The sequence below is a fragment of the Pantoea sp. genome (assembly GCF_028283705.1).
Classification (GTDB): domain Bacteria; phylum Pseudomonadota; class Gammaproteobacteria; order Enterobacterales; family Enterobacteriaceae; genus Pantoea.
The window spans coordinates 362,318-386,692 of record NZ_JAPWKD010000011.1 but is presented as its reverse complement, the minus strand read 5'-3'; the positions used below and the strand labels follow the sequence as shown (position 1 = coordinate 386,692).

Here is a 24,375-nt window from a genome sequence, read left to right as displayed (position 1 = left end):
ACCCGGTGTGGCCAGAGTTGCGTGGCTTAAATATCCAGCTTGTGTTTGGTGATCGCCTCAACGCGAGCGGGATCGCGGTGCGAGAAGAAGGCGCTGGTGCCGCTATCCATTGCGGTAATCAACAGCATCTCTTCCGCATTGAGCGCGAAATCTTCGATGGAAAAGTTTTCCTGCATCCGTTGTTTGCGCACGGATTTCGCCAGCGACACCACGCCGCGTTGCCATAACCAGCGCAGAATCACTTGTCCGACCGATTTGCCATAACGCTTACCGATATCGGTGAGCAGGGGATTTTCGAACAGATTATTACGTCCTTCGGCGAAAGGTGCCCATGCCTGCGGTTGCATCTGGCGGCTTTGCATCCACGCAACAGGATGCAGCTGCTGGTGAAAGGGGTTGACCTCGATCTGATTCACTGCCGGAATGATACGGTTATAGGCGATGAGGTCTGCCAGCCGGTCCGGGTGGAAATTGCTCACGCCGATGGCGCGGATTTTTCCCTGCGTGGTTAATTCTTCCATCGCGCGCCAGGCACCATGCACATCGCCATACGGCTGGTGGATTAAATACAAATCTACGTAATCAAGCTGGAGGCGGTTAAGAGAACGTTCGAACTGGGCTTTAGCCCCTTCGTAGCTGGTGTCCTGCAACCACAGCTTGGTGGTGATAAACAGTTCTTCACGTTTGATCCCACTTCGGCGGATAGCGTTTCCGACCTGGGTTTCATTCAGATAGGCAGCTGCGGTGTCGATGAGACGATAGCCGACCTCAATGGCATCCAGCACTGATTTTTCACACTCTGCCGGGTCGGTAATCTGGTAAACGCCGAATCCCAGCATCGGCATACTGACGCCGTTATTTAACAGGACGCTTTGCATTTTTATCTTTCCTGTGACGATGGAGAACTAAAAAGCATAGCGCCTGGTGGGCGGCGGAATAGACTTTTTTCGGTCGTTAGCCCCTATAAATGGCGTTCATAAATCAAGGGCCGCCATTGGCGACATATGACTCAGAATGCTGTTTCCAGTGAATCTGTGACGCAATAATCATCATCCACCAGCGGCAGATAGCGCCATTTATCGAAAGCGGTGCAGGGATGCGAAATCCCACAACCAACCCAGTCACCCACCTTTAATTCGTCTGCTTCCGGCAGCAGCAAATACGCATGTTGATCGTTCACTTCGCTGATACGCATCGCGCCAGCCGCACGAGGTGCACTGCCATCGGCATCACGTACCCACATCGGGTTCGGCAAATCCTGATCGAACGGCACATCGCGGCGGCCGAAATCCACAAATGCCAGTCCCGGCTCCGGGCGTGATAACACACGACCCCAGATCTCCAGCGCGGCATTAAAGTGATGCGTGGCACCCGGTTGCGAGAAGGGATTGATACGCGCATATAACCCGTTATCGTGCGCCATATAAGCACCGGAACGAATCAGCGGGGTAACGGGGAATGGCAGCTGCGCTTCGGTAAAACAGGCGGTGACTACATCAAACCAGGCTCCGCCACCGGCGCTGAGAATAATGTGGTCGCTCGCGAACAGCCGTTTTTCCGCCAGCCGTGCGGCAGTGGCGATCAGCATCTGACAATAGTCATGTACCCGGGCGATACCGGCGCTATCGCGACCCGCCCCCAATGCGCCCTCATAGCCCGCGACACCCACCAGTTGCAGGGCAGGGCTGGCAGCGATTGCTGTCGCAATCTCCAGTGCAGTTGCCTGGGTACGGCAACCAGTGCGCCCGCCACTGACCGACATCTCCAGCAGTACCGCAATCTGGCTGTCACCGAGGTGCTGTTCCAGCAAGCGTACTCCTTGTAGTGAATCTACGTAGCAGAGAAAACCGTGGTCGGGATGCTGTTTTTGCCATTCACCCATCCAGCGGATACCGGCAGGATCGACCAGCTGATTGGCGAGAAAGACGTTGCGAATACCAAACTGACGCAGCGCGCGTACCTGTGCCGGGGTGGCGGCACTGAGTCCCCAGGCTCCCCCCTCGGTAATGGCGCGGCGCAGAATGGCGGGCGACATTGACGTTTTGCCATGTGCCGCCAGCATCACGCCCTGTTCACGGCAGAAATCAGCCAACTGGCGCAGATTGTTTTCCAGCGCCGATTGCTTCATCAGCAGCAACGGTGAAAACACCTGTTCACTGCTGAGCACGGCGGTGCCAATCGGCAGCGGCGCGTCACCCGCACCGGCGACCGATTTGAATCGCGGTGCGTGTTGTTGTGCATCCAGCTTGCCATCCGCTACCAGCGGAAATTGAATCGACATAACGCCCCCGATCAATGTTCAAGTACGCGTGATAAAAACTGCTGCGTGCGCGGGTTTTGTGGATGGACGAAAATCTGCTCTGGCGATCCCTGTTCGGCAATCACGCCCTGGTCCATAAATACCACGCGGTCAGCCGTTTTGCGGGCAAAACCCATCTCGTGGGTCACCACCACCATGGTCATGCCTTCACGTGCCAGGCTGCGCATCACTTCCATCACCTCGCCCACTAACTCCGGGTCGAGAGCTGACGTGGCTTCATCAAAAAACATAATTTTAGGTTCAACCGCCAGCGCACGGGCAATTGCCACGCGTTGTTGCTGTCCACCGGACAGCTGCGCTGGATAGTGATGTGCGCGCTCAGCCAGACCGACGCGCGTCAGTGCCGCCATGCCGCGTTTATCGGCTTCCGCTGCGGAGAGTTTCTGCGCTTTGATCAACGCCAGCGTCACGTTACCCAGCGCCGTTTTATGCGGAAACAGATTGAACTGCTGGAACACCATGCCAACATGACCACAGATTTCCCGGCTGCGTTTGCGATCGTGCAATGGCACCTGATTGACCCAGATCTCGCCACCGTCGGCAGTTTCCAGCCCGCTCATAATGCGCAGCACGGTACTTTTCCCCGAACCTGATGCACCAATCAACACCAGCACTTCGCCGGGCGAGACGTCAAGGCTGATCTCTTTCAGCACCTGGGTGGCACCAAAGGATTTAGTAATACGGCTCAGCGTAATGGCGGATTTGCTCATGATAACTGGCTCCTGGTTTGATGATGTTGAACCCAACGGGAAAGTGGAAAGCACACAACGAAGTACAGCACGGCCACCAGGCCATACACCACTACCGGCTGGCCGATGCGGTCAACAATCGCCTGACCTTGATGCATCAGTTCCGACATGCCGATCATGCTGACAATTGAGGTGTCTTTAATCAGGGAAAGGTACTGGCCTACCAGTGGCGGTAGCACGATGCCGCGCGTCTGCGGCAGGACCACGCTAAGAAAGGTCTGGCGTTTCGACAGGCCGAGGATCCATGACACTTCCCATTGTCCTTTCGGCACGGCTTCGATCCCGGCACGAAAAACTTCGGCAATATACGCGCCCTGATAAATGCTCAGGCCGAGAATTCCGGCGGCAAACAGGTTAATTTCATAGCCGAAATACGCCACGCCAAAGTAAATAAACATCAGGGTGATCAGCACCGGTGTGCCACGGAACAGCTCGGTATACAGCACGGCAACCTGGCGCGCGACCGGTAATCGGCTGGTTCGCAGCACGGCCGCGAGCAGACCAAGTAAGGTGCTGCCAACAATCGCTGCCACCGACAGGAGCAGGGTGATACCCAGCCCTTTTAACAGCAGCGGTAAAGAACTGATGATCAGGTCGCTCATAGCGCGTTCTCCCGTTTCAGTGGGTTAGTCAGCCATTTTCTTGCCCACCACCAGGCGGACTTTTTTACCTGGGTCACCAGCGGCGGATGAAACATCCGTCGTCCTGCCAGATTGCCGAGCCAGGAAAACAGGTTGCTGAGCAGCAAATACACCACCGTCACTACGCTGAAAGTCTGGATATAGAGCAGGGTACGGGCGTTGATCACCGTTGCTGTGCCGGTCAGTTCTGGCAAGGCAATTGCCGATAGTAACGACGTGCCGAGTAGCAACTGAATCAGGTTATTGATAATCGCTGGCCATACAGCGCGCGCGGCCTGGGGCAGCACTACGCTGAGAAACACCTGACGACGCGGAATACCCAGAATCCACGCCGCCTCCAGCTGTCCTTTCGGCACGGACTGAATCCCGGCGCGAAAAGTCTCCGACAGATACGCACCAACGTTGATACCCAGCGCCAGCACACCGGCGGTAAAGGCGCTCATGGTGATGCCGAGAGAGGGCAGCCCGAAAAAGATAATAAAGATTTGCAGCAGGACGGGCGTATTACGGATAAATTCAACATAACAGTGACTTACCCAGCGCACCGGTGCCAGTGGAGAGGCTTTCGCCAGTGCTGCCACCAGCCCCAGCGCCACGGCCAGCGCAAAAGCCAGCAGGGTGACCTGGAGGGTCAGCCAGGCGGCGGCCAGAAAAGTTTCGCCATAATTCCACAGGGTTAACCATTGATAACTCATGGGCCTACTCCTTCTGACGGCGCAGCATGCAGCGCTGCGCCGCAGACAATCAGAATTGCGGGTTCAGCGGGTAACGCGGTTTGCTGCCAAACCATTTCTGGTACAGCGTGGCATTCTCACCGGAAGCATTGATTTCAAACAGGAATTCGTTCAGATAATTGAGCCATACCTGATCGCCTTGTTTCACCCCAAAGGCGTTGTATTCCAGCGGCACCAGCGCTTCGTTGGTGACGGTCAGCGTCGGATCGAGCTTGGCCTGATACGCAAGGAAGTTGTTATCCTCGATCATCGCATCGGCCTGGCCCTGTTTCACGGCGAGAATCGCTGCCTGTGAAGAGTCGTATTCCTGGATTTTCACGTCGATACCCATGCTGCGTACTTCGTCACCGTTGGTTGAACCTTTGACGGTCGCGATGGTTTTACCGGCCATGTCGTGGGCGGATTTGATGCCACTCTCTTTGCGTACCAGCATCGCTTCACTCGCTACCACATACGGGTTGGTGAACCCGATCTCTTTGGCGCGTTCCAGATTGCGGGTGAAGTTGCAGAACACCACGTCCACTTTATTGGTTTGCAGGTTGGGGATGCGGTTGGCGCTGGTGGTATTGACCATTTCCAGCTTGACGCCCATCTCTTTCGCCAGCGCTTTGGCTAAATCGACGTCATAGCCATCAGGATTGCCGTCCTTATCGTAAAAGCCGAAAGGTGCGAAGCTCAGACAGTCACCGACGCGCAGGGTGCCGCGTTGTAATACGGTTTGCAGCGCGGATTGTGGTGCCGCACCCGCCTCTTTTTTCTCCTCGGTGGGAGTACAGCCAGCCACGGCCAGCATAACCAGCGCACCTGCGACCATTCTGGCGCTCATCTTCAACGAAATTGCATTCATTTTTTATGCTCTCTTATTTAATGGAGACAACATGAAAAAACATGACTTATTAACGACACACCCTGGTGTGGGCAAAATAAAAATTCAGACTGTTGTTGGTGAGGTGATGTTATTTACGATCGGTACGGAAACATTTCATATCGACTTCAACTTTGCAGTCGACAACTAAATCCTGCACGCTACAAATACGTGCGGGAGGGTTCCCGCTAAATATCTCACTGAATACTTTATTAAATGAACTGAAGTAGCGGGCGTCAGTTAATACCGCAGTGACGTGCACCACATCTTCCACCCGGTAACCGGCTTCCCGCATGATAGACAGGCAGTTTTCGAACGCCAGCCGGGTCTGTTCGATGATGCCGCCTTCCACCACTTCACCATCGCGCATCGGTGTCTGGCCGGAGATATACAGCCAGCCATCAGCTTCTACCGCCCGTGCGAACGGCAGTTTCTGGCCGCCGGTGCCGGTGCCACCCTCAATGCCATAACGTTTGATCGTCATGCAACTCTACTCCTTTTTGATCAGGACAACTCCTTACTGAGTTGTCCGGTATATCAGACATGTATCTGTAATATCGGATAGGGCAAGATTTGCACAGGATTTTTGCTTTTGCAATATGTGTGGGTGGATTTAATTTTTTGTGATGTTGTCGCGATCGCAAAATAAAAAAATGAAGCTGAAGTTTTCTTAATCGGAATGTGACCTTTATCGTGGTTTTAAAAAATACAGCAAACGGCATGCGCTAAAATGAGGCCCCAAAATAGAACAGGAAAATATAAAGACAGAAAATAAAATATTAATTAACAGGGATGGGTTAACGTCAGCGCTGGGTGTATGATGCTTTTCTTTTTGGCGCAGTTCAGCCACCGCATTATTGCCTGAGGAGAATTTGCTTATGCCGGATGAAAAGCCATCACGGGCGCGCGGCGTTGACCGGGTTATCGACATTTTTCGCCAGTTGCATATCGCCCGGCAGCCGATGGCGATGCGTGATTTGATCGATGCCACCGGCGCACCCCGTTCCAGCGTTTATGAGTTAGTCAGCCTGCTGAGTGAAGCGGGTCTGGTGGAACTGGATGCCGATGGCGCGGTTTTCTTTGGTCGGGAAATGCACTACTACGGTGCAGACTACATGGCGCATAACGATCTCATCCGCCGTGCTCATCAGTTAATGGTAGAAATCGTCGCGCGTCATGGCGAAACCGTGCAGCTCTGTATGCTGGAAGGGGATAAGTACACCGTGGTGTTGTCGGAAAGTAATGCGCATCCGTTCAAAATCACATCGGACATCGGTGTGCGCGTGCCCATCACCTGGACAGCCACGGGACGTTTGCTGCTGAGTAACTGGTCCGATCGCGCGATTCTCGATCTGATCCCGGAAGAAGACTATCAGTTGGCGAATGGACAAATCCTCGATAAACAGGCGTTTTTGACTGACATCCACCGCGCCGGGCAGCTGGGGTATTGTCTGACAGAGGGCCTGTCGGAGAGTTTCACCTGTTGTATGGCCGCCCCGATTCGCTCGCGTAGCGGACAAGCGGTGGCGGCGATCTGCTTTATGGTGAGCCGTGATACCCCTGAGGAGCGTCGCCAGATGCTGTTGCAGGAACTGATCGTTTCCGGGCAAAGACTGTCTGATTTCACCTGAACTCCTTCGCGTTTTCTACACACTCCGACACAACTGATTGAAGTACAGTTTATTTTTTGTGTTTTAAAGTTGTGTTAAGGTTATTGATAATAATAACTATTCTTTTTATCACGGAGTTTGCGATGAAAACGCGCTTGTTACTGGCTATGGGGTTACTGGCTTCAACGGCGGCTTCGGCCACCACCTATCCAGTGAGCATTACTGATATGGATGGTCATACCCAGACCATCAACAAAGAACCGCAGCACATTATTTTGCAGGATGGTCGTGATGTCCTGACGCTGGCGTTACTGGACCGTGATGACCCATTCAAACGCGTGGTAGCCTGGAATAACCTGCCGAAAAAGCAAGACACCCAGACCTGGGACATGCTGAAAGGACGCTGGCCGGAAGCGACGAAAATCGTTGATATGGGGTTCAACGATCAGGGACAGGTCAATCTGGAAAGTGTACTGGCGCAAAAGCCAGATTTAATGATTGCGCAGCTGCGCGCCAAACCGGCGCTGAAGCAATCGGGTGTGCTGGATACGCTTAACAACCTGCATATTCCGGTGGTGTTCGTCGATTACGAACTGCACCCCGCTCAGAACACCGCGCCGTCTGTTACTCTGCTGGGTAAAGTGCTGAACCGCGAAGCGCAGGCCAAAGCCTATACTGATTTCTATCATCAGCACATGGAAAAGCTGACGCAGACGATTGATAAAATTAACAAGAAACCCACGGTATTTATCGAGCCGATTGCGGGTAACAGCGACAATTGCTGCTTTACTCACGGTCATAATGGCTGGGGTGGTCTGGTTGAAGCCGTGGGTGGCAAGAATATCGGTTCCGCGTTGCTGCCAGGTAGCTCTGGTTTTGTCGCACTGGAAAAAATTATCGCCATGAAGCCGGATGTCTACATCATGACCGGTTCAAAGCGTCCGAATACCAATGTGCTGCCGTTTGGTTACGGTGTGGATCCCAAAGATGTGAGTGTCACCTTCCAGAAACTGCTGAGCCGTACCGGTCTGTCGCAGATCGAACCGGTGAAACAGGGCCGTGTGTACGGGGTTTATCACCACTTCTATAACCATCCGTACAACATCATCGGTATGGAAATTCTGGCGAAAGATCTCTACCCACAGCAATTTAGCGATCTCAATCCGGTCGCTGATTTCCATACCATTATTAAAGATTTCACCACCTTCCCTGACGATGCGATCACGCTGAGTTACCCGGAAAATAAATAACCGACACGGATTGGTAACGGCGCGATAAATCGCGCCGTTACAGACGTGTCTCAACCCGCAAAGCGTTTAGCACCGAATACGCATACAAGGGTGGCGGACGCCACCATCAGCATGGCCCAGCTGACCGATTCGTGCAGCAGCAAGGCCGCCAGCGCAAATCCCATAAACGGTTGTATCAACTGCAATTGTCCTACCGCCGCAATGCCTCCCTTTGCCAACCCGTGATACCAGAAGATAAAGCCGATCAACATGCTGAAGATTGAGACGTAGGCGAACCCCAGCCAGGCAGACATCGCAATGTTGGCAAAGGTTACCGGACGAGTGAAAACGGTGATCGGTAACATAACCGGAACGGAAAGAATCAGCGCCCAGCTGATGACCTGCCAGCCACCGAGACGCCGCGAGAGTTTTGCCCCTTCAGCATATCCCAGCCCGCATAAGATGATGGCCCCGATCATCAGGCTATCACCCGTCATCATGGTGCTCGCCGTGCCGCTCAGCACATAACCGGCGATGATGGCTCCGCCGGTCAGTGAAAATAACCAGAACAGCGGGCGGGGCCGTTCACCACCGCGCAGCACCGCAAAAATTGCCGTGGACATCGGCAGCAAGCCAAGGAACACAATCGAACGCGCTGATGAAATATGCTGCACAGCCAGGCCGGTGAGCAGTGGAAAGCCCACAACGACGCCCAGTGCGGTAATCGCCAGTGCCGGAATATCGCCACGGGCAGGGCATCTCTGGCGCAGCGCCAGTAATAATAAGCTCCCCAGCAGGGCGGCAATGGTGGCACGCGCGCAGGTGAGAAACAGCGGGTTAAAACCGGTGATGGCGGCACGGGTGGCGGGCAGCGAACCGGCAAAAATCATCACACCAATAAAACCACTGACCCAGCCATTTAATACAATTTTCATCATCGTCTCCTTACTGAATGTTGCGCAGTAAACCACTGACAACGACGGTCAGACCAGATACAATCCAGTACGATTTCAAAGAACTGTACTGGTCATCAGGGCAGTACAGCAGGAGGCGATATGGCAACCCGCATCGAACAATTGATGGATGATATTCGTCAGCAGATCGCGTCCAGGGCGCTGACGCCGGGCAGTCGCTTGCCTTCGGTGCGTGCCAGAGCGCAGTCGGCAGGCGTGTCCGTTTCCACTGTGGTGGAGGCATATGATCGGTTGGAAGCGGAAAATATCATTGTCTCGCGTCCGGGGGCTGGCTTCTTTGTTTCCGGGCCGATAGCGCCGCTGGATCTTGCGCAGCTCGGGCCGCAGGTGGAGCGCGACATCGATCCGTTGTGGATTACCCGGCAGGCACTTGAAGCGACGTCGGACATGCTGAAACCCGGCTGTGGCTGGCTGCCACCCGACTGGATGTACGAAGAGGGAATTCGCCGCGCGTTACGCAAAGCGGCGCGTAGCGAAAGCGCCTTGCTGGCCGATTACGCCACACCCGCAGGCAACCCGCAATTGCGACAACTGCTGACCCGACGCCTGGCGGGTTATGGCATGTCGGTGAAGCCTGAGCAACTGTTGCTGACGGATTCCGGCACCCATGCCATCGATCTGATCTGCCGCTTTTTCCTCGAACCGGGCGATAGCGTGCTGGTGGATGATCCCTGTTATTTCAATTTTCATGCGCTGCTCAGAGCGCAGCGGGTTAACGTGATTGGCGTGCCCTGGACGGCACAGGGGCCGGACCTCGATGCGTTCCAGCAGGCACTGACACTGCACGCTCCGCGTCTGTACATCACCAACTCCGGCATCCACAACCCGACCGGTGCCACGCTCTCCCCGACGACGGCACATCGGCTACTGAAAATGGCCGAAGATTCGGATCTGGTGATTGTCGAGGACGATATTTTCGCTGATCTGGAAAGCAGCACGGCACCGCGTCTGGCCGCGCTCGATGGCCTGTCGCGGGTCATGCTGATCGGCAGTTTCTCCAAAACGGTTTCCGCCTCGGTTCGCTGCGGCTTTATCGCGGCTAAACCCGCGTGGGTGGATAAACTCACCGATCTTAAAATCGCCACTGGCTTTAGCAGCGGCCAGCTGGCGGCCGATGTGCTGTTGAATATTTTGAAGGACAGTGGCTATCGACGGCATATCGAGGCAATTAAGCAGCGTCTGGCGGATAATCGGGCAGAGGTCATCTCACGGCTCGGGCAGCTGGGCATCCGGCCGTGGCTGGTGCCGCAAAGCGGGTTATTTCTCTGGTGTGAACTGCCGGAAGGGATGAATGCTGCGGACGTCTCGCGCGCCTGTTTGTCTCAGGGGGTGGTACTGGCCCCTGGCAACACCTTTAGCCAGTCCGGCACTTGCGATCGGTTTTTGCGCTTTAATGTGTCGCAGTCAAATGACGAACGCATTTATACCGTTCTGAAGAAAGTCATGAGTAGCGGTGCGATAAATCGCACCGCTACGTATGGGCGCAGGAACGTTAACGGGCCTTAATACTTCCCTTCACTCCGTGCGGTTCAGAGCGCAGATACTGTGGCGGCACATGGACACTGGCTCCCAGTTCGGCTGCGGCATGCCAGGGCCAGCGTGGGTCGTAGAGGATACCTCGTGCCAGCGCCACCAAATCGGCATCGCCTTCCTGCAACAGGTCTTCGGCCATGCGCGCTTCGGTAATCAGCCCCACCGCGATGACCGGCATGCGGGTGATTTTGCGCAGCTCACGGGCGAAGGGCACCTGATAACCGGCTGATACGGTGATTTTCTGCTGTGCAGAAAGGCCACCGCTGGAGACATGAACATAGGCTGAGCCCAGCGCTTCGATTTTCTGACAGAACTCAGCAGACTGCACCACATCCCAGCCGCCTTCAACCCAGTCAGTCGCGGAAATTCGCACGCCCACCGCGACATGCTCCGGCACGGCAGCGCGTACCGCTGCTAACACTTCAAGCGGGAAGCGCATACGGTTTTCCAGGCTGCCGCCATACTCATCATCACGCTGGTTGGCAAGCGGTGACAGGAACTGATGCAGCAGATAGCCATGGGCGGCATGCAGCTCGATCAATTCAAAACCAATACGCACCGCGCGTTGTGCGCTGGCAACAAAAGCGAGTTTGATACGTTCGAGGTCTGCATGGGTCAGCGCGGTGGGTGGGCGCTCACCTTCATGCATCGGGATAGCAGAAGGCGCAACGGTCTGCCAGCCTTGCTGCTCCAGCGGAATCTGTGTGCCGCCTTGCCATGGGGCGAAGGTAGACGCTTTGCGTCCGGCATGGCCCAGCTGAATACCGAGACGAATATCAGCATACTGGCGAATATCGTTAACCACGGTTTGCAGGGCGTGCTCCGTGGTGTCATCCCACAGGCCGAGATCCTGGGGCGAAATACGGCCTTCCGGTTCTACCGCCGTAGCTTCGATGATCAACAACCCTGCGCCGGAGAATGCCAGCTGGCCTAAATGGATACGGTGCCATGCCGTGGCGCATCCCTGTTGTGCCGAATACTGGCACATCGGGGCAATCACGATGCGGTTATCTAACTGAAGCGCACCCAGTTTGATTGGGCTAAACAATTTGCTCATGGGTTTATCCTGGTTTCATGCCAAAGGAAGACATCATGCGCTTATCAGCGTAACGGGCAACGATCAATTTGTGCGTTATAACGTTACTTAGGCTGGGCGACCAGCTCTAACCGCACCCCGGTTTCCGTCAGTTGCTCGCGTGCGGTGGCGGGAATGCCGTCATCGGTAATCACGGCATCAAACGGGTGTTCCGGTGCGCTGGGATAGGGGTGGATCACGCCAAATTTGGAGGAGTCGGTCACGGCGATGGTGTAAGTCTGTTTGGCCATTACCGCATTGATCACATCGCATCGCATCATATCCCGACCGGTAAAACCGGTATCCGGGTGCCAGCCATCGACGCCGAGAAAGGCTTTATGGAAATTGATATGTTGCAGGCAGAAGCGGGTCAGCGATCCCACCATCGATTCACTGCTTTTCTGGTACTGGCCCCCGAGTATAATCACTTCACACTGCGAATCCCGCAGCAGTTGGGCGATGTAGTGGCTCACGGTGATGATGGTCAGATCTTTGCGGCTGGCAAGGCAACGCGCCAGCAACGCGTTGGTGCTGCCGCCCTCAATGAAAATGGCTTCGCCATCATTAACCAGCGACGCAGCGTGTTCGGCAATCGCCTGCTTGATTTTATAGCGGGTACGCATGCGCGAACCGACATCATCGCTGTCGGGGGCCACGGCTGAGCCATGCACGCGGCGCAGGAAATTTTCGCGCTCCAGTGCGTTGAGGTCCTGGCGGATGGTCACTTCGGAAACGCCGGTCAACTGCGAAAGCTCGCTCACGCTCACGCTGCCGCGCTCGTTCACCAGCTGGATGATCTGTTCGTGTCGGGTATTCATAGAGTTTTTAGGTGGCACGGTTAGGGTAAACCTCGCCAGTCTAGCAGAAAGCAGTGCGCCCGGTGGCGAACGATGGACCACCGGGCAGATTTCATCAGGCAAGCCCCAGGCTACGTTTGCCAATGGCATTCAGATCCGCAGTGGTGAAGCGATCCTGCCAGTCACGCTCATAATCTTCACGCGGGAAGTCGGGGGGAGAGATGCCGAAATCCAGCGCATTGGCGACTTTTTCCGCGTAACGCAGATTTTTGTCACATAACGGGGCTGCGGGAATATACATCACATTGCCCCAGCCCTGTTGTGATTCAACGGGAGCGACGGAATGGATCACATCGCAATGCCACCACACCGAGTCACCTGCCTGCAACGGCGGAATGGAAGATAAACCAGCGATCAGATCCGGGTGCCATTGCTGCGAAATCGGCAGTACTTTGCCGGGTGCCACACCACAGAGTTCATCTTCCGGCACATCACTGAGTAACGGGCGCAACAGCACATAAGCCATGGCTTCAGGCACCGGCACCACATGCAGCAAGCCCTGGCCCGCTTCCATATCTGAAAGCGCGGTCCAGCCCTGGAATGTGCGGAAAGCCGAACATTTAGTGGTATTGGCGACATCATATTCATCCACTTCGGTACGGTGCGCGGCATCCCAGGGGTCGTAGTCAGCAAACTGGTTATTGAAGATGTTGCGGAATACCTGCTGATAAGCGGGCAACAACCAGCGTTCCAGTGCACCGGAATCAGTATGCGCGCCCAGCCCTTTCGAGGTGGTACCCGGCAGGCGGCGACGGATACGGTCGGGATAGATAATGCTGACGTCAGGATCGAACCAGGTCACACCACCGCTATTAAATTTCCATAACCGATTCAGGAAGGACTGCGTCAGGGAGATCCCTTCGCTCTGGCGAGCTTCCATCTGCGATTTGGACCAGTAGATGGGATAAATTTCTGGTCGCGAGGCTTCCAGACTGCCGAAAAAGGTATCGCCGGGGCCACGATAGATGTTGTCAAAATCATTCAGTTCGAGGTAATCCAGCATCGCCTTATCCCAGGCCAGGGCTTCGTCACGAGCGAAGTTTTGCTTCACCACCACGCAGCCGCGACGCTTTATAAAGTCGATTTGCTCCTGAGAGATATTTTTTTCCGCGATATCACGCCAGCTCACCACCGGCCAGGCTGTTCCCCGCTGTGCTTCATCTTCCTTTGCTTCGGCAATGGCCTGGGTGATTTTGGCTTTCACCTGAAGGAATAAGCCTTCAACGTCGCCAATTTGCGCTCTCAGCTGTTGTTTCAGCAGCCGTATTTTTGCTTTGTGATCGTCAGGTAGGGTCACTGAGGTAAAAGAGGTGTTCATAGCAACTCCTGGTCGGTTCGGTTTGTTTCGAATGAATCTGAATTAACTTTCATTCGTAATATTAAGCGGAAATAACAAAAGCGCAACATCAAAATGTTGCGATCGCTCACAGATACCCAGGGGAAATTTTGCTCAAAAGAAAACGGCGCGAAAAATCGCGCCGTGTCAGGAGGTTGCGTTTACGTCGTTTCGGGCTTAGAAAGGCCCCCACTTAATCGACACGCCGATCAACAGCATCACCACGCAGATACTGAACCACACGGCGATCAGCGGCGCGATAAAACGCAGCCATTTACCGAAAGGAATACCGGCGGTCGCCAGCACTGCCATCAGTACGCCGGAGGTGGGGCTGATGCAGTTCACAATGCCTTCACCCAGCAACACGGTTTGCACCGTGACCTGACGTGTCAGGCCCAGGTTATCGCCCAGCGGAGAAAAGATTGGGATCAGCACCGCCGATTCGCCAGAGCCGGATGAGATGCCAAAGTGAATCAACGCTGCGCTGATAAACATGCCAATTGCCGCGAGCTTTTGCGGCACCGGTGCCAGCAGGTCGGTGAGGAAGCCAACAATAGGGTCGAGCACATGCCCCTGTTGCAGCACCAGCGACACTGCGCCCGCCAGGCCGACAATAAAGCCACCTTTCACCAGGCCAGAACAGCCGGAAAGGAAAGTATTGGCAATATCCGTCCCGGACATGCGGCCAATCAGCCCCACCACAATGGCCAGCAGGATAAACATGGCGGACATTTCATTGGTGCCCCAGTGCAGCCGCACGGCACCGCTGATGAAAATAATCAGCGCCAGGGCGCAGGTGATCAGAATCAGCTTATGGCGACCGGTGACGACAAGCGTTGCATCCTGTTCTTCTGCCTGTTGCGGGCGCAGATGACCTTCGCGACGCGCTTTACGTACCGACCAGATCAGGTAAGCAATGGCGCTCAGCGCAAACAACAGAAAGGTTATGCCGCGCAGCAGCATGCCGGAAAAAATCGGCAGCTGAGCCAGATGTTGCGTCAGGCCAGTGGTGGCCGGGCCTAATACCGAGACGTTAAACCCGGCAGCACAGGAGAGGTACACCAGCGATGCTCCAAGGATCGGCGACAGCCCCAGCGAACGCGCTACCAGCAGGCCAATTGGCACGAAGGCCACGACCGCATTGATTACCGCGCCAGTGGTACCGAGAATGGCGAAAATCACACCAAAGATCAGGATGATGCGGGTATCACTCAGACTGGTACTGCGGGCCAGCGAGTTCAGCGCTGTTTTAATCGCCCCAGTGGATTCCACCACCGTCAGCACACCGCCTGTAAACAGAATCAAAAAGATAATCGGCGCGGCTTTTACCATGCCTTCAGCGATGGCGGTAAAAATCTCCAGCGGATAGACACCGGACTGTGGCACCGCATGCAGGCTGCCTTTCACCGCAAACTTAATCCCCTCACGGGTGACATAATCGAATGCGCCTGCCGGGATCAGCCAGGTGGCAACAGCGGCCACCACCAGCATAATAAACAGTAGCAGATACGGACTTTGCCCGACGGGGCGGGCGGCAGGTGCCACTGCTGGCTGCGCGAGATTTACCTGGCTCATACCGCATCCTCTGCTGCACGGTTGCCGAGCACCATGCCTGCCACCAGGGCGGCACGCGGGACAATATTGGCAACGATAATGTGTTCATGGCGTGCGTGAATGCCCGCGCCGGTGGCACCGAGACCGTCAAGGGTGGGCAGACCCAGCGCCGCCGTGAAGTTGCCGTCGCTGCCGCCGCCGACGGATTTACCCTCAACGGCAAATCCGAGCTGTTGTGCGATCTGCTGCGCGTGTTGCAGCATCTGCTGTGATGCCGGAGTCTGGCGCATCGGCGGGCGGCCCTGTTCGCCCGTAACGGACAACACAATGCCCGGCAGCACCGGTTGCAGTTGGGTGATAGCATCATGGATGCGCTGGGCTTCAGCTTCACTGGTGACACGGGTATCAATGCCCAGTTCAGCATGGTCGGCTACCACATTGATCCGGCTACCGCCATTGGCGATGCCCACGTTGACCGTGGTCCCGCGTTCCGGTGCATTCAATGCATGGAGGAAGTGGATTTGATGCGCCATCTCCTGCACCGCACTGATGCCTTCTTCAGGATTGTTGCCGGCATGCGCCGCCTGGCCGGTAATCACCACGTCATAACGTCCGGTGCCTTTACGCGCAACTTTCAGGTCGTTGCTGCCTGCTACCGCGGGTTCCACCACCAGCACCTGCTGTGATCCTGCGGCGTTGCGGCCAATCCAGTCACTGGAGCTGGGGCTACCCACCTCTTCATCACTGTTGCACAGGAACACAATGCGCTGGCCGCTTAATAAACCCAGCTGTTGCAGGGCGCGCACCGCCCAGATGGCCTGTACCAGGCCCGCTTTCATATCCAGCACGCCAGGGCCGTAAAGTTTGCCATCCTCTTCGCGTAAGGCTAAATCACCGTGATCCCAGACCGTGTCGAAATGACCAATCAGGGTGGTTTGCGGCCCCTCGTTTCCGAGTGAAAAACGCAGATGATTGCCATATTCCGTCTGCTGATCCACCTGCGCATCAATGCCCAGGCGCTGCTGGAAAATGCTTTGCAGCACCTCGCCACAACGGTCCACCGCAGTCTTATCTAATGACGGTGATTCCGCCTGTACCAGTCGTTTGATATCACCCAGAATGTCATCAGCATGCTGTTGTAAGTAATTTTTTATGTTGTTCATTTATAGTTTCCTGCCTTAGTCCAGACGGCAGTATGCGCAGAAAACTCTGCGTATAAAAATGAGGTGGGAATGCTAGAATTGTTGACCTCAGAGCAACAGATAGGAACAACTTATGACAGCGGCCACTTATCCGGAGAAAGCGATAAGTTATTTGTATGAAGTCGGGATGCATGGCGGGATACGGCGTGCCGCCGATGCGCTGGGCATCAACCCTTCGGTCGTCAGTCGTCAGTTATCATTGCTGGAACGTAGCCTGCAATTACCCTTGCTGGAACGGCGTGGCCGCAATGTGGTGTTAACGGAAGCCGGTAAGTTACTGGCAGATGATTACGCGCAGACCAGCCAACGGCGCAAACTGCTGGAACGGCAGTTGCGCGATATGCGGCATATGCGCGGTGGCTCGGTGACATTGCGGGTGGGGCAGGGCATCGTGGAAGAGGTGGTCAACAACGTATTGAAGGAGTTTTCCGTCGCCTGGCCGGGTGTGTTTATCGATATCAGCTCGGGTGATATGCAAAGCACTGTGGATCTGATCATGCGCGGCGAAGTGGATATGGCGGTCGGTTTTGGCACTGCCGGGCCGCCGGGACTGAAGTCCCACAGTTTTCGTCGTGGACCCATTTGCGCCATTGTGCGCCCGGACCATCCGATTGCTGGATATAGCAAAATCAGCATTGCTGAACTGACCCAGCACCGATTGATCACCATGAGTGAAAACTTTGGCCTGCAACGTTATCTCAGCGCCATCTTCAAAAGCGAAGGGCAGGTGCTGGCCCCCGCCTATTGTTGCAACCTGTTTTCCAGTGCGCTGTCGCTGTGTCAGGCCGGGTTGGGCATTGCGTTTATGACCGAGCAGGCCATCCCGCAAGTGTTACGCCAGCAGGAACTCAGGGCGATTCCCCTGGATCATCGAATTGCCCGCGAAAGCCAGAGCCATTTGTTGCGCAGTGCCGATCATCGTTTCACCCCGGCTGCCAGCTATCTCTGGCAGCTGCTGTGTAATTTCCTCTACGAATCAGAAGTTAAGGAATCAGCCTCGCCTGGCGAAATGCGCTGAACAGATCAAAAAACATCTGGTCAGTGGCGCGGTACTGACTGAAACCGGCACGACGTAATTTGCTGCCGTCGCCAAACATGTCGTAATCCCAGCTAAAAACGAAATCAGCGAAACGGCCGTCGTTGAGTTGCAGGATATCCGCCTGCTGCAACGCGTGCTGTTGTGCCAGCGCCTGCCAGTGATCCCGGAAGTCGCGGAACAGCTGCTGGAACGACAACGCGACCGCCGGGGCACAGTCAAGTTCAAACCAGCGGGCAATGGCTGGCCAGAGTTCACTCCAGCGCCAGAGATCGCCGTTATTAACATTAAACGCCTGGTTGTGTGCCGCCGGGGCTTCGGCCGCCCAGACGCTGGCCGAAGCCAGTAAGCGGGCATCGGTATGATCCACCATACTTTGCCAGCTCAGTTCACACCCCGGAAACCGTAACGGCAACCCCGCTGCCTGACATAATGACGCGTAAACCGCGATGCTGAGTGCCAGATTCATCATATTACCCGGTACCGCGCTACCCACCACGCCTGGGCGCAGGGCACTCCAGTGCCAGTTTTTCCCCTGCTGGCATGCTGACAACCATGACAGCTGTGCTGCATTGAACTCCGCGCCTGGTACACCGGGATCGCTTTCACGCGCCGGGGTTTTAAAACGGCCAAGATGTGCACCATAAACCTTATAGCCCTGCATCAGGCTAACGTGTTGCAGTGGGGCATGCGCCTCAACGCCTTGTACCAGGTTGCGTAGCATCCGCACATTCGGTTCGACCATCGCTGACCAGTCCGCAGCATCGAGCCAGGCGCTATAAAAAATGTGGGTGATGTTAGTCAGCGGTGCCAGCGCCGCCGCACTCCCGGTGCTATCCAGCAGATCAACGCTGACATAGGGAATCGGTTGATTTTGTCGCGCCTGCTGACGCGTCAGTCCAATCACCTGCCACTGCTGCTCCAGCAGGGTGTTAACCAGCTGGCTGCCGACAATCCCGCTTGCCCCCGCCACCAGGGCCACCTTGTTGTGTGATGAATGATGCATTTGACCGTCTCCGCATGAGGTTGTGGCTGCATTCTCATCTATTATTTTTTGTGTTTATATCCCATCTATTCGATAGCACTTATCATGAAATTTAATAAATGAACAACAAACTCAATGCCATCACCACCTTTATCCGCGTCGCGGAAGCCGGTTCGTTCTCGGCAGCGGCGCGGCAGGCAGGTCTTAAACAATCGGCGATAAGTCAGCAAATCGCCGCATTAGAAGCGGAACTGGGTGTGGTGTTGCTTAGACGCACCACCCGATCGATGGCGCTGAGCGAGGCGGGGAGGCAATATCTGCAGCAGATATTGCCGTTGATGGAGGCCATGGATGAGATTGAAACCCAGCTGCGCCCGGCACAGCAACAGTTGCAGGGGAATCTGCATATGCAGTTGCCAAGTGGGATCGGTCAGCTTTTCCTGCCTTATTTACTCAATTTCCAGCGGGAGCATCCGGGGATCAGGCTGGATATCGCGCTCGACGATCGCTTATCGGATGTGGTCGTTGAAGGGGTTGATGTATCGCTGCGTCTGGCGGAACAGCCGCCGACAACCATGGCAGCGCGTTCACTGGCGCGGGTAGAAACGGTACTGGTGGCGGCTCCGGCATTTATCAGGACCACGCCGGTTAATGATGTTACGCAGCTGACGGCGTTGCCACATGTGCGTTTCCGGGGTATCGCCAGAGATGCGCCGTTAACTCTAATCGGCAGTGAGGGGATATGTTCCCTGGCGGTGAATACCGTATTCAGGGCTAACACCAGTCAGGTGCTGATGCAGGCCATAGAAGCGGGTATTGGCATCGGGGGCGTGCAACTACCGCTTAGCGCGGCGGCACTGGATTCGGGCAGGCTGGTGCACATCTTGCCAGACTATCGCCTGCCGGATCGCTATTTGTATGCTGTTTTTCCTGATGCGAGGTTTATCCCGCAGCGGGTCAGGGCGCTGGTGGAGTTCATTAACATTGCGCTGCAGACGATGCCGGGCTTCTCATTGTAAAGACCGAGACTTCCACATCCTCACCAAACGGCAGGGAGAGGTAACCGCTGTCGGCGGCCCGGACGCGGGCCAGATATTCCGGACTGTAATCAGCATTGTCGGCAATGATCAGCGCCCCGGGGCGTAACTGAGGTTCGACCAGGCGCAGAATTTCCGGATAAAGCCCTTTTGCCCCATCCAGCAACAGCATATCGATCGATGCTGGCAAATCCGTCGCCAGCGTTTGCAACGCATCACCGGCGCGCAGTTCAATCAGGTCGCTGACGCCTGCATCGGCAAAATGATTGCGTGCCAGCGCGACTTTAGACAGCTCGAACTCGCTGGCGATGATTTTCCCGCCCCCGTTATCGCGCACTGCGGCCGCCAGATGCAGCGTCGAGATACCAAACGAGGTGCCAAACTCCACGATATGCTGCGCCTTGCAGCTACGCGCTAGCATATATAGCAACCGTCCGGTTTCACGCGATACTGCCAGCGGCATATCCTTCAGTTGAGCATAAAGCTGGCGATATTCGGTTTTGCTTTGCATCAGGCGGATTTGCTCATCCCCCGAGAGCGCTGCGAGGCTGCTATTGCTGACTGGGGTGGTGTTTTCCGCCAGTTCAAACAGGTAAGCCAGCAGCGGCGCGAGTGGTGCAGAAGTTAAGGTATTCATCAGATTTTCCCATAGTGAGAGGTAGATTTCGTTGAGCGATAAGAATACGATGAATTCGTCGCATTTCACTATTCGCGTTCGGGAGATCGTCATGGGAGAAGGTCGTAACTTACGGATTTCAGAGAGGAAAAAGCCAAGGCAGGCACGCTCCAGCGAGCTGGTTGCGGCTATTCTGGAGGCGGCTACTCAGGTTCTGGCGCAGGAAGGTGCGACTCGCTTTACTACCGCGCGAGTAGCGGAACGTGCTGGCGTCAGCATTGGATCGCTGTATCAATATTTTCCCAACAAAGCGGCGATTCTGTTTCGCCTGCAAAGCGAAGAATGGCAACGTACCGGTAGCCTGCTGGGAGATATTTTACGCAACCCGCAACGAAGCGGAGAGCAGCGATTACACGACCTGACGCTGGCTTTTTTACAGTCCGAATGTGAAGAAGCGGCGATGCGCACTGCGCTGAACGACGCGGCACCGCTGTATCGCGACGCACCAGAAGTCCATGAGGCGCGTGCCGCGGGTGAGCATATCGTCAGCCATTTTCTGCGTGAGATGTTGCCGCATTTGCCTGATGATGAATGCGCACGGGCGGCAGATCTGATTAACAGCACGCTGGGGAATGTGGGCAAGCATTTTTCGGAAACGCCACGCTCCCCGGCAGAAATCCAGGCTTATGCCAGCGAGATGGCAACCATGTTCTGTGCCTGGATCGCGGGGAAAGGGGCAAAAATGCACGAAAAGAGGGCTGGAAAGCTCTGAAAGCGCGAATTCGCATTCTCAAGAACCCACACCACGAGTAAGCTTTATAAAACCTTTTCGCCGGACGGATTCGACGGCACTCTGATACGGGAGAGTAATATGGCAGTGAAAATGATTGCGGTGGATATGGATGGCACTTTTCTGGATGACAACAAGCAGTACAACAAGCAGCGTTTTCTGCGCCAGTACGCGTTGTTAAAAGAAAAAGGCATCCGCTTCGTGGTCGCCAGTGGCAATCAGTATTACCAGCTGCTGCGCTATTTTCCCGAAATCAAAAATGAAATCGCCTTTGTGGCGGAAAACGGTGCCTGGGTATCAGACAGCAACGAAGAGATTTTCTGTGGCGAACTGGCTCCCGAGGCGGTGCGTCAGGTGCTCGATATTCTGGCGAAAGAACCGGAAATCAGCACCGTGGTGTGTGGTCGTAACGGTGCCTATGTCCATACCTCAATGCCGGATGAGGTGATGGCGATGCTGGCTAACCATTATCATCGGCTGGAAAAGCGCGACAATCTCTACGACATCGATGACACCATCTTTAAATTCTCCCTGAATCTGGCACACGAAGGGGTGGATGCATTGCTGAAACGCCTGCACTCAGAACTGAATGCGATTGAAAATATTATGCATCCGGTTTCCAGCGGTTTCGGTTTTGTTGATCTGATTATCCCCGGATGCCATAAGGCGCACGGCATCGCCTTGTTGCAGGAGAAATGGGGTATCGATGATTGTGAAGTGCTGGCGATTGGTGACAGCGCCAATGACCTCGAAATGCTGCGTCAGGCGTGTTACAGCTTCGCGATGGCGAACGCCGCCCCGCAGGTCAGTGCTGTGGCAAGTTACAAAACTGAAAGCAACAATGACGACGGCGTGTTGAATGTGATTGCCCGCCTGCTGGCGCGTGAATTTCCGTTTGCCTGATTTTCACCTGATGGCGCGATAAATCGCGCCATTTCGGTTAACGAAAATAATCCGTCTCGCGCATATCCTGCAATAATCCCGGCCCGTTCGGCTGCCAGTTAAACGTTTTACGCGTCCATTCGCTGGAAGACAGATTATCGATGGCAGCAAACCGCGCCATCCAGCCCAGCCAGCTTTGCGCTTCATCCATCGTCAGACTTTTCACCGGCAGCGATAACCCGCTGGCAATGGTTTCGGCAATCTGCCGGAAGGCTATGCCTTCCTCTTGCACCGCATGCAAAATCGTACCGGCTTCGGCCTTTTCAGCCGCCAGGCAAAACAGTTCGGCAGCATCAAAGCGATTAATCGCAGGCCAGCGGTTCTCGCCTGATTCAACATAAACCGCAGCCCCTTTTTCTTTCGCCAGGTTGATTAGAATGGGCACAAAACCATGATCCCCTGCGCCATGCACCGTGGGGGGCAGGCGCACTAACGCCACGCGCACACCTTTATCCGCCAGCGCCAGCGCGGCGACGTTGGAGTCAGAACGGGGATGCGCGCCCGCTGCTGGTGGGTCCTGCTCGGTTGCCATACGCCCTGGTGCCACCAGCGCGGTGCCGGAGGTGACAATCAGCGGGCGATTTGAGCCTGCCAGTTCTTCTCCCATCGCCAGAATGGCGCGTTGATCAACCGCCGCAGCATGATCCATACGGCTGAAATCATGGATATAACCGGCATGGATCACGCCGTCACTCTGCTGCACTGCCGCGCGCAGGCTGGCGATATCTTCCAGGTCGCCGCGTATCACCGTCACGCCTTGTCGCTGTAGCTTTTCTGCTGATGCGTCGCTGCGCGCCAGACCCAGCACCTGATATCCACGTGCGTGGAGTTTTTTCACAATGGCTGAGCCGACAAAGCCGCTCGCCCCGGTCACAAAAATTCGCATAATCGTGCTCCTCACTGACTGGTAACAGGCACTATGATAAAAGCCTGCGGCGCGACGAAAAGTCGTGAGCTTATACGGGTATCGGGACTAACAGGATAAAACCATGACGATGCAAGACGACAATCTGCTGGGCAATTATCTGCGTGAACGCCGCCAGCGGCTGGATGCGGCCCGGCTGGGCTACCCGATGCAGCGTCGCCGCACGCCCGGTTTACGGCGGGAAGAAGTCGCGATCCGCGCCTGCGTCAGCACCACCTGGTACACCTGGCTGGAGCAGGGCAGAGGGGGTGCGCCATCAGAAGTGGTGCTGGAGCGGCTGGCACATGCGCTGGAACTGAGTGCGGCGGAGCGTGACCATCTGTTTCTGCTGGCGCAGAACCGCCTACCCGGTGTCACCTGGCAGGCGGGCGTCACGGTCTCACCTTCGCTGCAACGGGTGCTCGACAGTATGCCCGTGACACCGGCGCTGGTGAAAACCGCCGCGTGGCAGGTGGTGGCCTGGAACCGGGCTGCGACGAAAGTCTTTGTTGATTACGCCCAGTTGCCGCCTGCACAACGCAATATCCTGTTGATGATATTCCGCGATGAGCAGATGAAAAAACGCTTACCCGAATGGGAGAGCGTTGCACGGGGGCTGGTGGCGAATTTCCGCGCTGATGTGGCGCGCACCGGTGCCAGCGTTCATGTGCGAGCGCTGGTGGAGGAGCTGTGCACCATGAGCGAAACCTTCCGCCGTTTGTGGCAATCGCAGGAAGTCAGCCAGCATGGCGAAGGTATCAAGCAGCTGTGGCTACCGGACGAAGGGGTGCTGGAACTGGAGTACAGCACCTTCGCGGTAGAGGGCAAACCTGGACTCAGCCTGGTAGTGTTTAATCCGCATCGAGAACAGGATCATGCCTGTATGACGCGGCTGATGACTCGTCCATAGCGGCCTGATAATGCGTGGACATCTCATCCAGCGCTGCCTGATTCTCCAGGCCCCATTGATACATCTGCTCAATCGGCGCGGCAAAGGTCATGCCGAGGGGCGTCAGGCGATAATCCACCTTTGGCGGGATCACTTCATAGACATGGCGGGCGATCAAACCACGCTGCTCCAGTTCTTTTAAGGTCTGAAACAGCATCTTCTTCGAAATCCCCTGCAAACTGCTCTGTAATTCGCCGGTACGGGCGCGATGTCCCGGCCAGTGATATAACGCATGCAGCACCATGCTGCTCCATTTAAGTGAAAAAAGATCCATCAGACGACGCGGCGGAGAATCCGCGTAGAACATCAGTTTGCCATCAACCCAGGCAGGCATAGTCAGTTTCTCGCTTTATGGTCACCAAATGGTGACTACTATCAATATTGAACCATCTTCACTATAGTCTGCCGCCTTCACTCAGCCATTGCCAGTAAGCTTT

25 protein-coding genes are annotated in these 24,375 nt (G+C 55.5%); 8 read left to right on the top strand and 17 right to left on the bottom strand.

What is annotated here, in order from left to right:
* Nucleotides 1-26: 26 nt before the first annotated feature.
* The 7 genes from PW844_RS08760 to PW844_RS08730 all read right to left on the bottom strand — a co-directional run bounded on the left by PW844_RS08760 (nucleotide 27) and on the right by PW844_RS08730 (nucleotide 5,793).
* Nucleotides 27-878, bottom strand: a complete 852-nt coding sequence (locus tag PW844_RS08760) for an aldo/keto reductase (protein WP_299450408.1) — start codon at nucleotides 876-878, stop codon at nucleotides 27-29.
* A 131-nt stretch (nucleotides 879-1,009) separates the two neighbouring features.
* Entirely contained in the window at nucleotides 1,010-2,281 is a 1,272-nt protein-coding gene (locus PW844_RS08755; protein ID WP_299450405.1) for an alanine racemase, read from the bottom strand.
* An 11-nt stretch (nucleotides 2,282-2,292) separates the two neighbouring features.
* Nucleotides 2,293-3,030, bottom strand: coding sequence for an amino acid ABC transporter ATP-binding protein (locus PW844_RS08750; RefSeq protein WP_299450402.1), 738 nt, complete (start codon nucleotides 3,028-3,030; stop codon nucleotides 2,293-2,295).
* Complete coding sequence (locus PW844_RS08745) at nucleotides 3,027-3,671, bottom strand: amino acid ABC transporter permease (protein WP_299450399.1); 645 nt, start codon at nucleotides 3,669-3,671, stop codon at nucleotides 3,027-3,029. Before PW844_RS08745 ends, PW844_RS08750 begins: the two co-directional genes overlap by 4 nt.
* Nucleotides 3,668-4,405, bottom strand: a complete 738-nt coding sequence (locus PW844_RS08740; protein WP_299450397.1) for an amino acid ABC transporter permease — start codon at nucleotides 4,403-4,405, stop codon at nucleotides 3,668-3,670. Before PW844_RS08740 ends, PW844_RS08745 begins: the two co-directional genes overlap by 4 nt.
* 49 nt (nucleotides 4,406-4,454) lie before the next feature.
* Nucleotides 4,455-5,291, bottom strand: a complete 837-nt coding sequence (locus tag PW844_RS08735; protein WP_084881162.1) for a transporter substrate-binding domain-containing protein — start codon at nucleotides 5,289-5,291, stop codon at nucleotides 4,455-4,457.
* 109 nt (nucleotides 5,292-5,400) lie between these two features.
* Entirely contained in the window at nucleotides 5,401-5,793 is a 393-nt protein-coding gene (locus tag PW844_RS08730; protein WP_299450392.1) for a RidA family protein, read from the bottom strand.
* A 394-nt stretch (nucleotides 5,794-6,187) separates the two neighbouring features.
* Between PW844_RS08730 and PW844_RS08725 the strand changes: the two genes are divergently transcribed.
* Both PW844_RS08725 and PW844_RS08720 read left to right on the top strand, forming a co-directional pair.
* Nucleotides 6,188-6,940: an IclR family transcriptional regulator gene (locus PW844_RS08725; RefSeq protein ID WP_084881160.1), complete on the top strand. Its 753-nt coding sequence runs from the start codon at nucleotides 6,188-6,190 to the stop codon at nucleotides 6,938-6,940.
* A gap of 122 nt (nucleotides 6,941-7,062) precedes the next feature.
* Entirely contained in the window at nucleotides 7,063-8,169 is a 1,107-nt protein-coding gene (locus PW844_RS08720) for an ABC transporter substrate-binding protein (RefSeq protein WP_299450387.1), read from the top strand.
* 50 nt (nucleotides 8,170-8,219) lie between these two features.
* On the opposite strand, the gene PW844_RS08715 is transcribed toward PW844_RS08720, so the two are convergent.
* Entirely contained in the window at nucleotides 8,220-9,083 is an 864-nt protein-coding gene (locus tag PW844_RS08715; RefSeq protein WP_299450384.1) for a DMT family transporter, read from the bottom strand.
* 120 nt (nucleotides 9,084-9,203) lie between these two features.
* Between PW844_RS08715 and PW844_RS08710 the strand changes: the two genes are divergently transcribed.
* Nucleotides 9,204-10,628, top strand: coding sequence for a PLP-dependent aminotransferase family protein (locus PW844_RS08710; RefSeq protein ID WP_299450381.1), 1,425 nt, complete (start codon nucleotides 9,204-9,206; stop codon nucleotides 10,626-10,628).
* Here the strand turns inward: PW844_RS08710 and PW844_RS08705 are convergent.
* From PW844_RS08705 to PW844_RS08685, 5 genes are all read right to left on the bottom strand, one after another.
* Complete coding sequence (locus PW844_RS08705) at nucleotides 10,615-11,712, bottom strand: NADH:flavin oxidoreductase/NADH oxidase (RefSeq protein WP_299450378.1); 1,098 nt, start codon at nucleotides 11,710-11,712, stop codon at nucleotides 10,615-10,617. The two genes, PW844_RS08710 and PW844_RS08705, sit on opposite strands and share 14 nt — an antisense overlap.
* 83 nt (nucleotides 11,713-11,795) lie before the next feature.
* Nucleotides 11,796-12,548, bottom strand: a complete 753-nt coding sequence (locus PW844_RS08700) for a DNA-binding transcriptional regulator YciT (RefSeq protein WP_084881156.1) — start codon at nucleotides 12,546-12,548, stop codon at nucleotides 11,796-11,798.
* A 94-nt stretch (nucleotides 12,549-12,642) separates the two neighbouring features.
* Entirely contained in the window at nucleotides 12,643-13,905 is a 1,263-nt protein-coding gene (locus PW844_RS08695; protein WP_299450374.1) for a DUF1479 domain-containing protein, read from the bottom strand.
* Between the two features lie 195 nt (nucleotides 13,906-14,100).
* Nucleotides 14,101-15,498: a Na+/H+ antiporter NhaC family protein gene (locus PW844_RS08690; RefSeq protein ID WP_299450371.1), complete on the bottom strand. Its 1,398-nt coding sequence runs from the start codon at nucleotides 15,496-15,498 to the stop codon at nucleotides 14,101-14,103.
* Nucleotides 15,495-16,640, bottom strand: a complete 1,146-nt coding sequence (locus tag PW844_RS08685; RefSeq protein WP_299450368.1) for a M20 family metallopeptidase — start codon at nucleotides 16,638-16,640, stop codon at nucleotides 15,495-15,497. Before PW844_RS08685 ends, PW844_RS08690 begins: the two co-directional genes overlap by 4 nt.
* Before the next feature lie 112 nt (nucleotides 16,641-16,752).
* Here PW844_RS08685 and PW844_RS08680 point away from each other — a divergent pair, with 112 nt between their 5' ends.
* Nucleotides 16,753-17,697, top strand: a complete 945-nt coding sequence (locus PW844_RS08680) for a LysR family transcriptional regulator (protein WP_299450365.1) — start codon at nucleotides 16,753-16,755, stop codon at nucleotides 17,695-17,697.
* Here PW844_RS08680 and PW844_RS08675 read toward each other — a convergent pair.
* Nucleotides 17,663-18,721: an SDR family oxidoreductase gene (locus tag PW844_RS08675; protein ID WP_299450362.1), complete on the bottom strand. Its 1,059-nt coding sequence runs from the start codon at nucleotides 18,719-18,721 to the stop codon at nucleotides 17,663-17,665. The two genes, PW844_RS08680 and PW844_RS08675, sit on opposite strands and share 35 nt — an antisense overlap.
* A gap of 98 nt (nucleotides 18,722-18,819) precedes the next feature.
* On the opposite strand from PW844_RS08675, the gene PW844_RS08670 reads away from it, so the two are divergent.
* Nucleotides 18,820-19,719, top strand: a complete 900-nt coding sequence (locus PW844_RS08670) for a LysR family transcriptional regulator (RefSeq protein ID WP_299450360.1) — start codon at nucleotides 18,820-18,822, stop codon at nucleotides 19,717-19,719.
* Here PW844_RS08670 and PW844_RS08665 read toward each other — a convergent pair.
* Nucleotides 19,679-20,374: an O-methyltransferase gene (locus PW844_RS08665; RefSeq protein WP_299450358.1), complete on the bottom strand. Its 696-nt coding sequence runs from the start codon at nucleotides 20,372-20,374 to the stop codon at nucleotides 19,679-19,681. The two genes, PW844_RS08670 and PW844_RS08665, sit on opposite strands and share 41 nt — an antisense overlap.
* 91 nt (nucleotides 20,375-20,465) lie before the next feature.
* On the opposite strand from PW844_RS08665, the gene PW844_RS08660 reads away from it, so the two are divergent.
* Nucleotides 20,466-21,125 (top strand): TetR family transcriptional regulator, encoded by a 660-nt coding sequence (locus PW844_RS08660; RefSeq protein WP_299451101.1) that lies wholly within the window; start codon nucleotides 20,466-20,468, stop codon nucleotides 21,123-21,125.
* Nucleotides 21,126-21,224: 99 nt separating this feature from the next.
* Nucleotides 21,225-22,046, top strand: coding sequence for a Cof-type HAD-IIB family hydrolase (locus PW844_RS08655; RefSeq protein ID WP_299450356.1), 822 nt, complete (start codon nucleotides 21,225-21,227; stop codon nucleotides 22,044-22,046).
* A gap of 37 nt (nucleotides 22,047-22,083) precedes the next feature.
* Here the strand turns inward: PW844_RS08655 and PW844_RS08650 are convergent, their stop codons facing one another.
* A complete protein-coding gene (locus tag PW844_RS08650; protein WP_299450354.1) occupies nucleotides 22,084-22,971 on the bottom strand; it encodes an SDR family oxidoreductase in 888 nt (295 codons plus the stop codon).
* A gap of 103 nt (nucleotides 22,972-23,074) precedes the next feature.
* Here PW844_RS08650 and PW844_RS08645 point away from each other — a divergent pair, with 103 nt between their 5' ends.
* On the top strand, nucleotides 23,075-23,899 hold the full coding sequence (locus PW844_RS08645) for a helix-turn-helix transcriptional regulator (RefSeq protein ID WP_299450352.1): 825 nt from the start codon (nucleotides 23,075-23,077) through the stop codon (nucleotides 23,897-23,899).
* Here PW844_RS08645 and PW844_RS08640 read toward each other — a convergent pair.
* Nucleotides 23,841-24,272: a helix-turn-helix domain-containing protein gene (locus tag PW844_RS08640; protein ID WP_299450350.1), complete on the bottom strand. Its 432-nt coding sequence runs from the start codon at nucleotides 24,270-24,272 to the stop codon at nucleotides 23,841-23,843. The genes PW844_RS08645 and PW844_RS08640 overlap by 59 nt on opposite strands.
* Nucleotides 24,273-24,375 lie beyond the last annotated feature (103 nt).

Excerpts from the sequence above, each read along its gene's own strand:
- PW844_RS08715 (WP_299450384.1), bottom strand. The coding sequence starts at position 9,083 with ATGAAAATTGTATTAAATGGCTGGGTCAGTGGTTTTATTGGTGTGATG.
- PW844_RS08725 (WP_084881160.1), top strand. The coding sequence starts at position 6,188 with ATGCCGGATGAAAAGCCATCACGGGCGCGCGGCGTTGACCGGGTTATC.
- PW844_RS08690 (WP_299450371.1), bottom strand. The coding sequence starts at position 15,498 with ATGAGCCAGGTAAATCTCGCGCAGCCAGCAGTGGCACCTGCCGCCCGC.
- PW844_RS08665 (WP_299450358.1), bottom strand. The coding sequence starts at position 20,374 with ATGAATACCTTAACTTCTGCACCACTCGCGCCGCTGCTGGCTTACCTG.
- PW844_RS08675 (WP_299450362.1), bottom strand. The coding sequence starts at position 18,721 with ATGCATCATTCATCACACAACAAGGTGGCCCTGGTGGCGGGGGCAAGC.
- PW844_RS08670 (WP_299450360.1), top strand. The coding sequence starts at position 18,820 with ATGAACAACAAACTCAATGCCATCACCACCTTTATCCGCGTCGCGGAA.
- PW844_RS08705 (WP_299450378.1), bottom strand. The coding sequence starts at position 11,712 with ATGAGCAAATTGTTTAGCCCAATCAAACTGGGTGCGCTTCAGTTAGAT.
- PW844_RS08650 (WP_299450354.1), bottom strand. The coding sequence starts at position 22,971 with ATGCGAATTTTTGTGACCGGGGCGAGCGGCTTTGTCGGCTCAGCCATT.
- PW844_RS08740 (WP_299450397.1), bottom strand. The coding sequence starts at position 4,405 with ATGAGTTATCAATGGTTAACCCTGTGGAATTATGGCGAAACTTTTCTG.
- PW844_RS08655 (WP_299450356.1), top strand. The coding sequence starts at position 21,225 with ATGGCAGTGAAAATGATTGCGGTGGATATGGATGGCACTTTTCTGGAT.
- PW844_RS08730 (WP_299450392.1), bottom strand. The coding sequence starts at position 5,793 with ATGACGATCAAACGTTATGGCATTGAGGGTGGCACCGGCACCGGCGGC.
- PW844_RS08695 (WP_299450374.1), bottom strand. The coding sequence starts at position 13,905 with ATGAACACCTCTTTTACCTCAGTGACCCTACCTGACGATCACAAAGCA.
- PW844_RS08755 (WP_299450405.1), bottom strand. The coding sequence starts at position 2,281 with ATGTCGATTCAATTTCCGCTGGTAGCGGATGGCAAGCTGGATGCACAA.
- PW844_RS08750 (WP_299450402.1), bottom strand. The coding sequence starts at position 3,030 with ATGAGCAAATCCGCCATTACGCTGAGCCGTATTACTAAATCCTTTGGT.
- PW844_RS08685 (WP_299450368.1), bottom strand. The coding sequence starts at position 16,640 with ATGAACAACATAAAAAATTACTTACAACAGCATGCTGATGACATTCTG.
- PW844_RS08710 (WP_299450381.1), top strand. The coding sequence starts at position 9,204 with ATGGCAACCCGCATCGAACAATTGATGGATGATATTCGTCAGCAGATC.
- PW844_RS08760 (WP_299450408.1), bottom strand. The coding sequence starts at position 878 with ATGCAAAGCGTCCTGTTAAATAACGGCGTCAGTATGCCGATGCTGGGA.
- PW844_RS08720 (WP_299450387.1), top strand. The coding sequence starts at position 7,063 with ATGAAAACGCGCTTGTTACTGGCTATGGGGTTACTGGCTTCAACGGCG.
- PW844_RS08660 (WP_299451101.1), top strand. The coding sequence starts at position 20,466 with ATGGGAGAAGGTCGTAACTTACGGATTTCAGAGAGGAAAAAGCCAAGG.
- PW844_RS08745 (WP_299450399.1), bottom strand. The coding sequence starts at position 3,671 with ATGAGCGACCTGATCATCAGTTCTTTACCGCTGCTGTTAAAAGGGCTG.
- PW844_RS08640 (WP_299450350.1), bottom strand. The coding sequence starts at position 24,272 with ATGCCTGCCTGGGTTGATGGCAAACTGATGTTCTACGCGGATTCTCCG.
- PW844_RS08700 (WP_084881156.1), bottom strand. The coding sequence starts at position 12,548 with ATGAATACCCGACACGAACAGATCATCCAGCTGGTGAACGAGCGCGGC.
- PW844_RS08680 (WP_299450365.1), top strand. The coding sequence starts at position 16,753 with ATGACAGCGGCCACTTATCCGGAGAAAGCGATAAGTTATTTGTATGAA.
- PW844_RS08735 (WP_084881162.1), bottom strand. The coding sequence starts at position 5,291 with ATGAATGCAATTTCGTTGAAGATGAGCGCCAGAATGGTCGCAGGTGCG.
- PW844_RS08645 (WP_299450352.1), top strand. The coding sequence starts at position 23,075 with ATGACGATGCAAGACGACAATCTGCTGGGCAATTATCTGCGTGAACGC.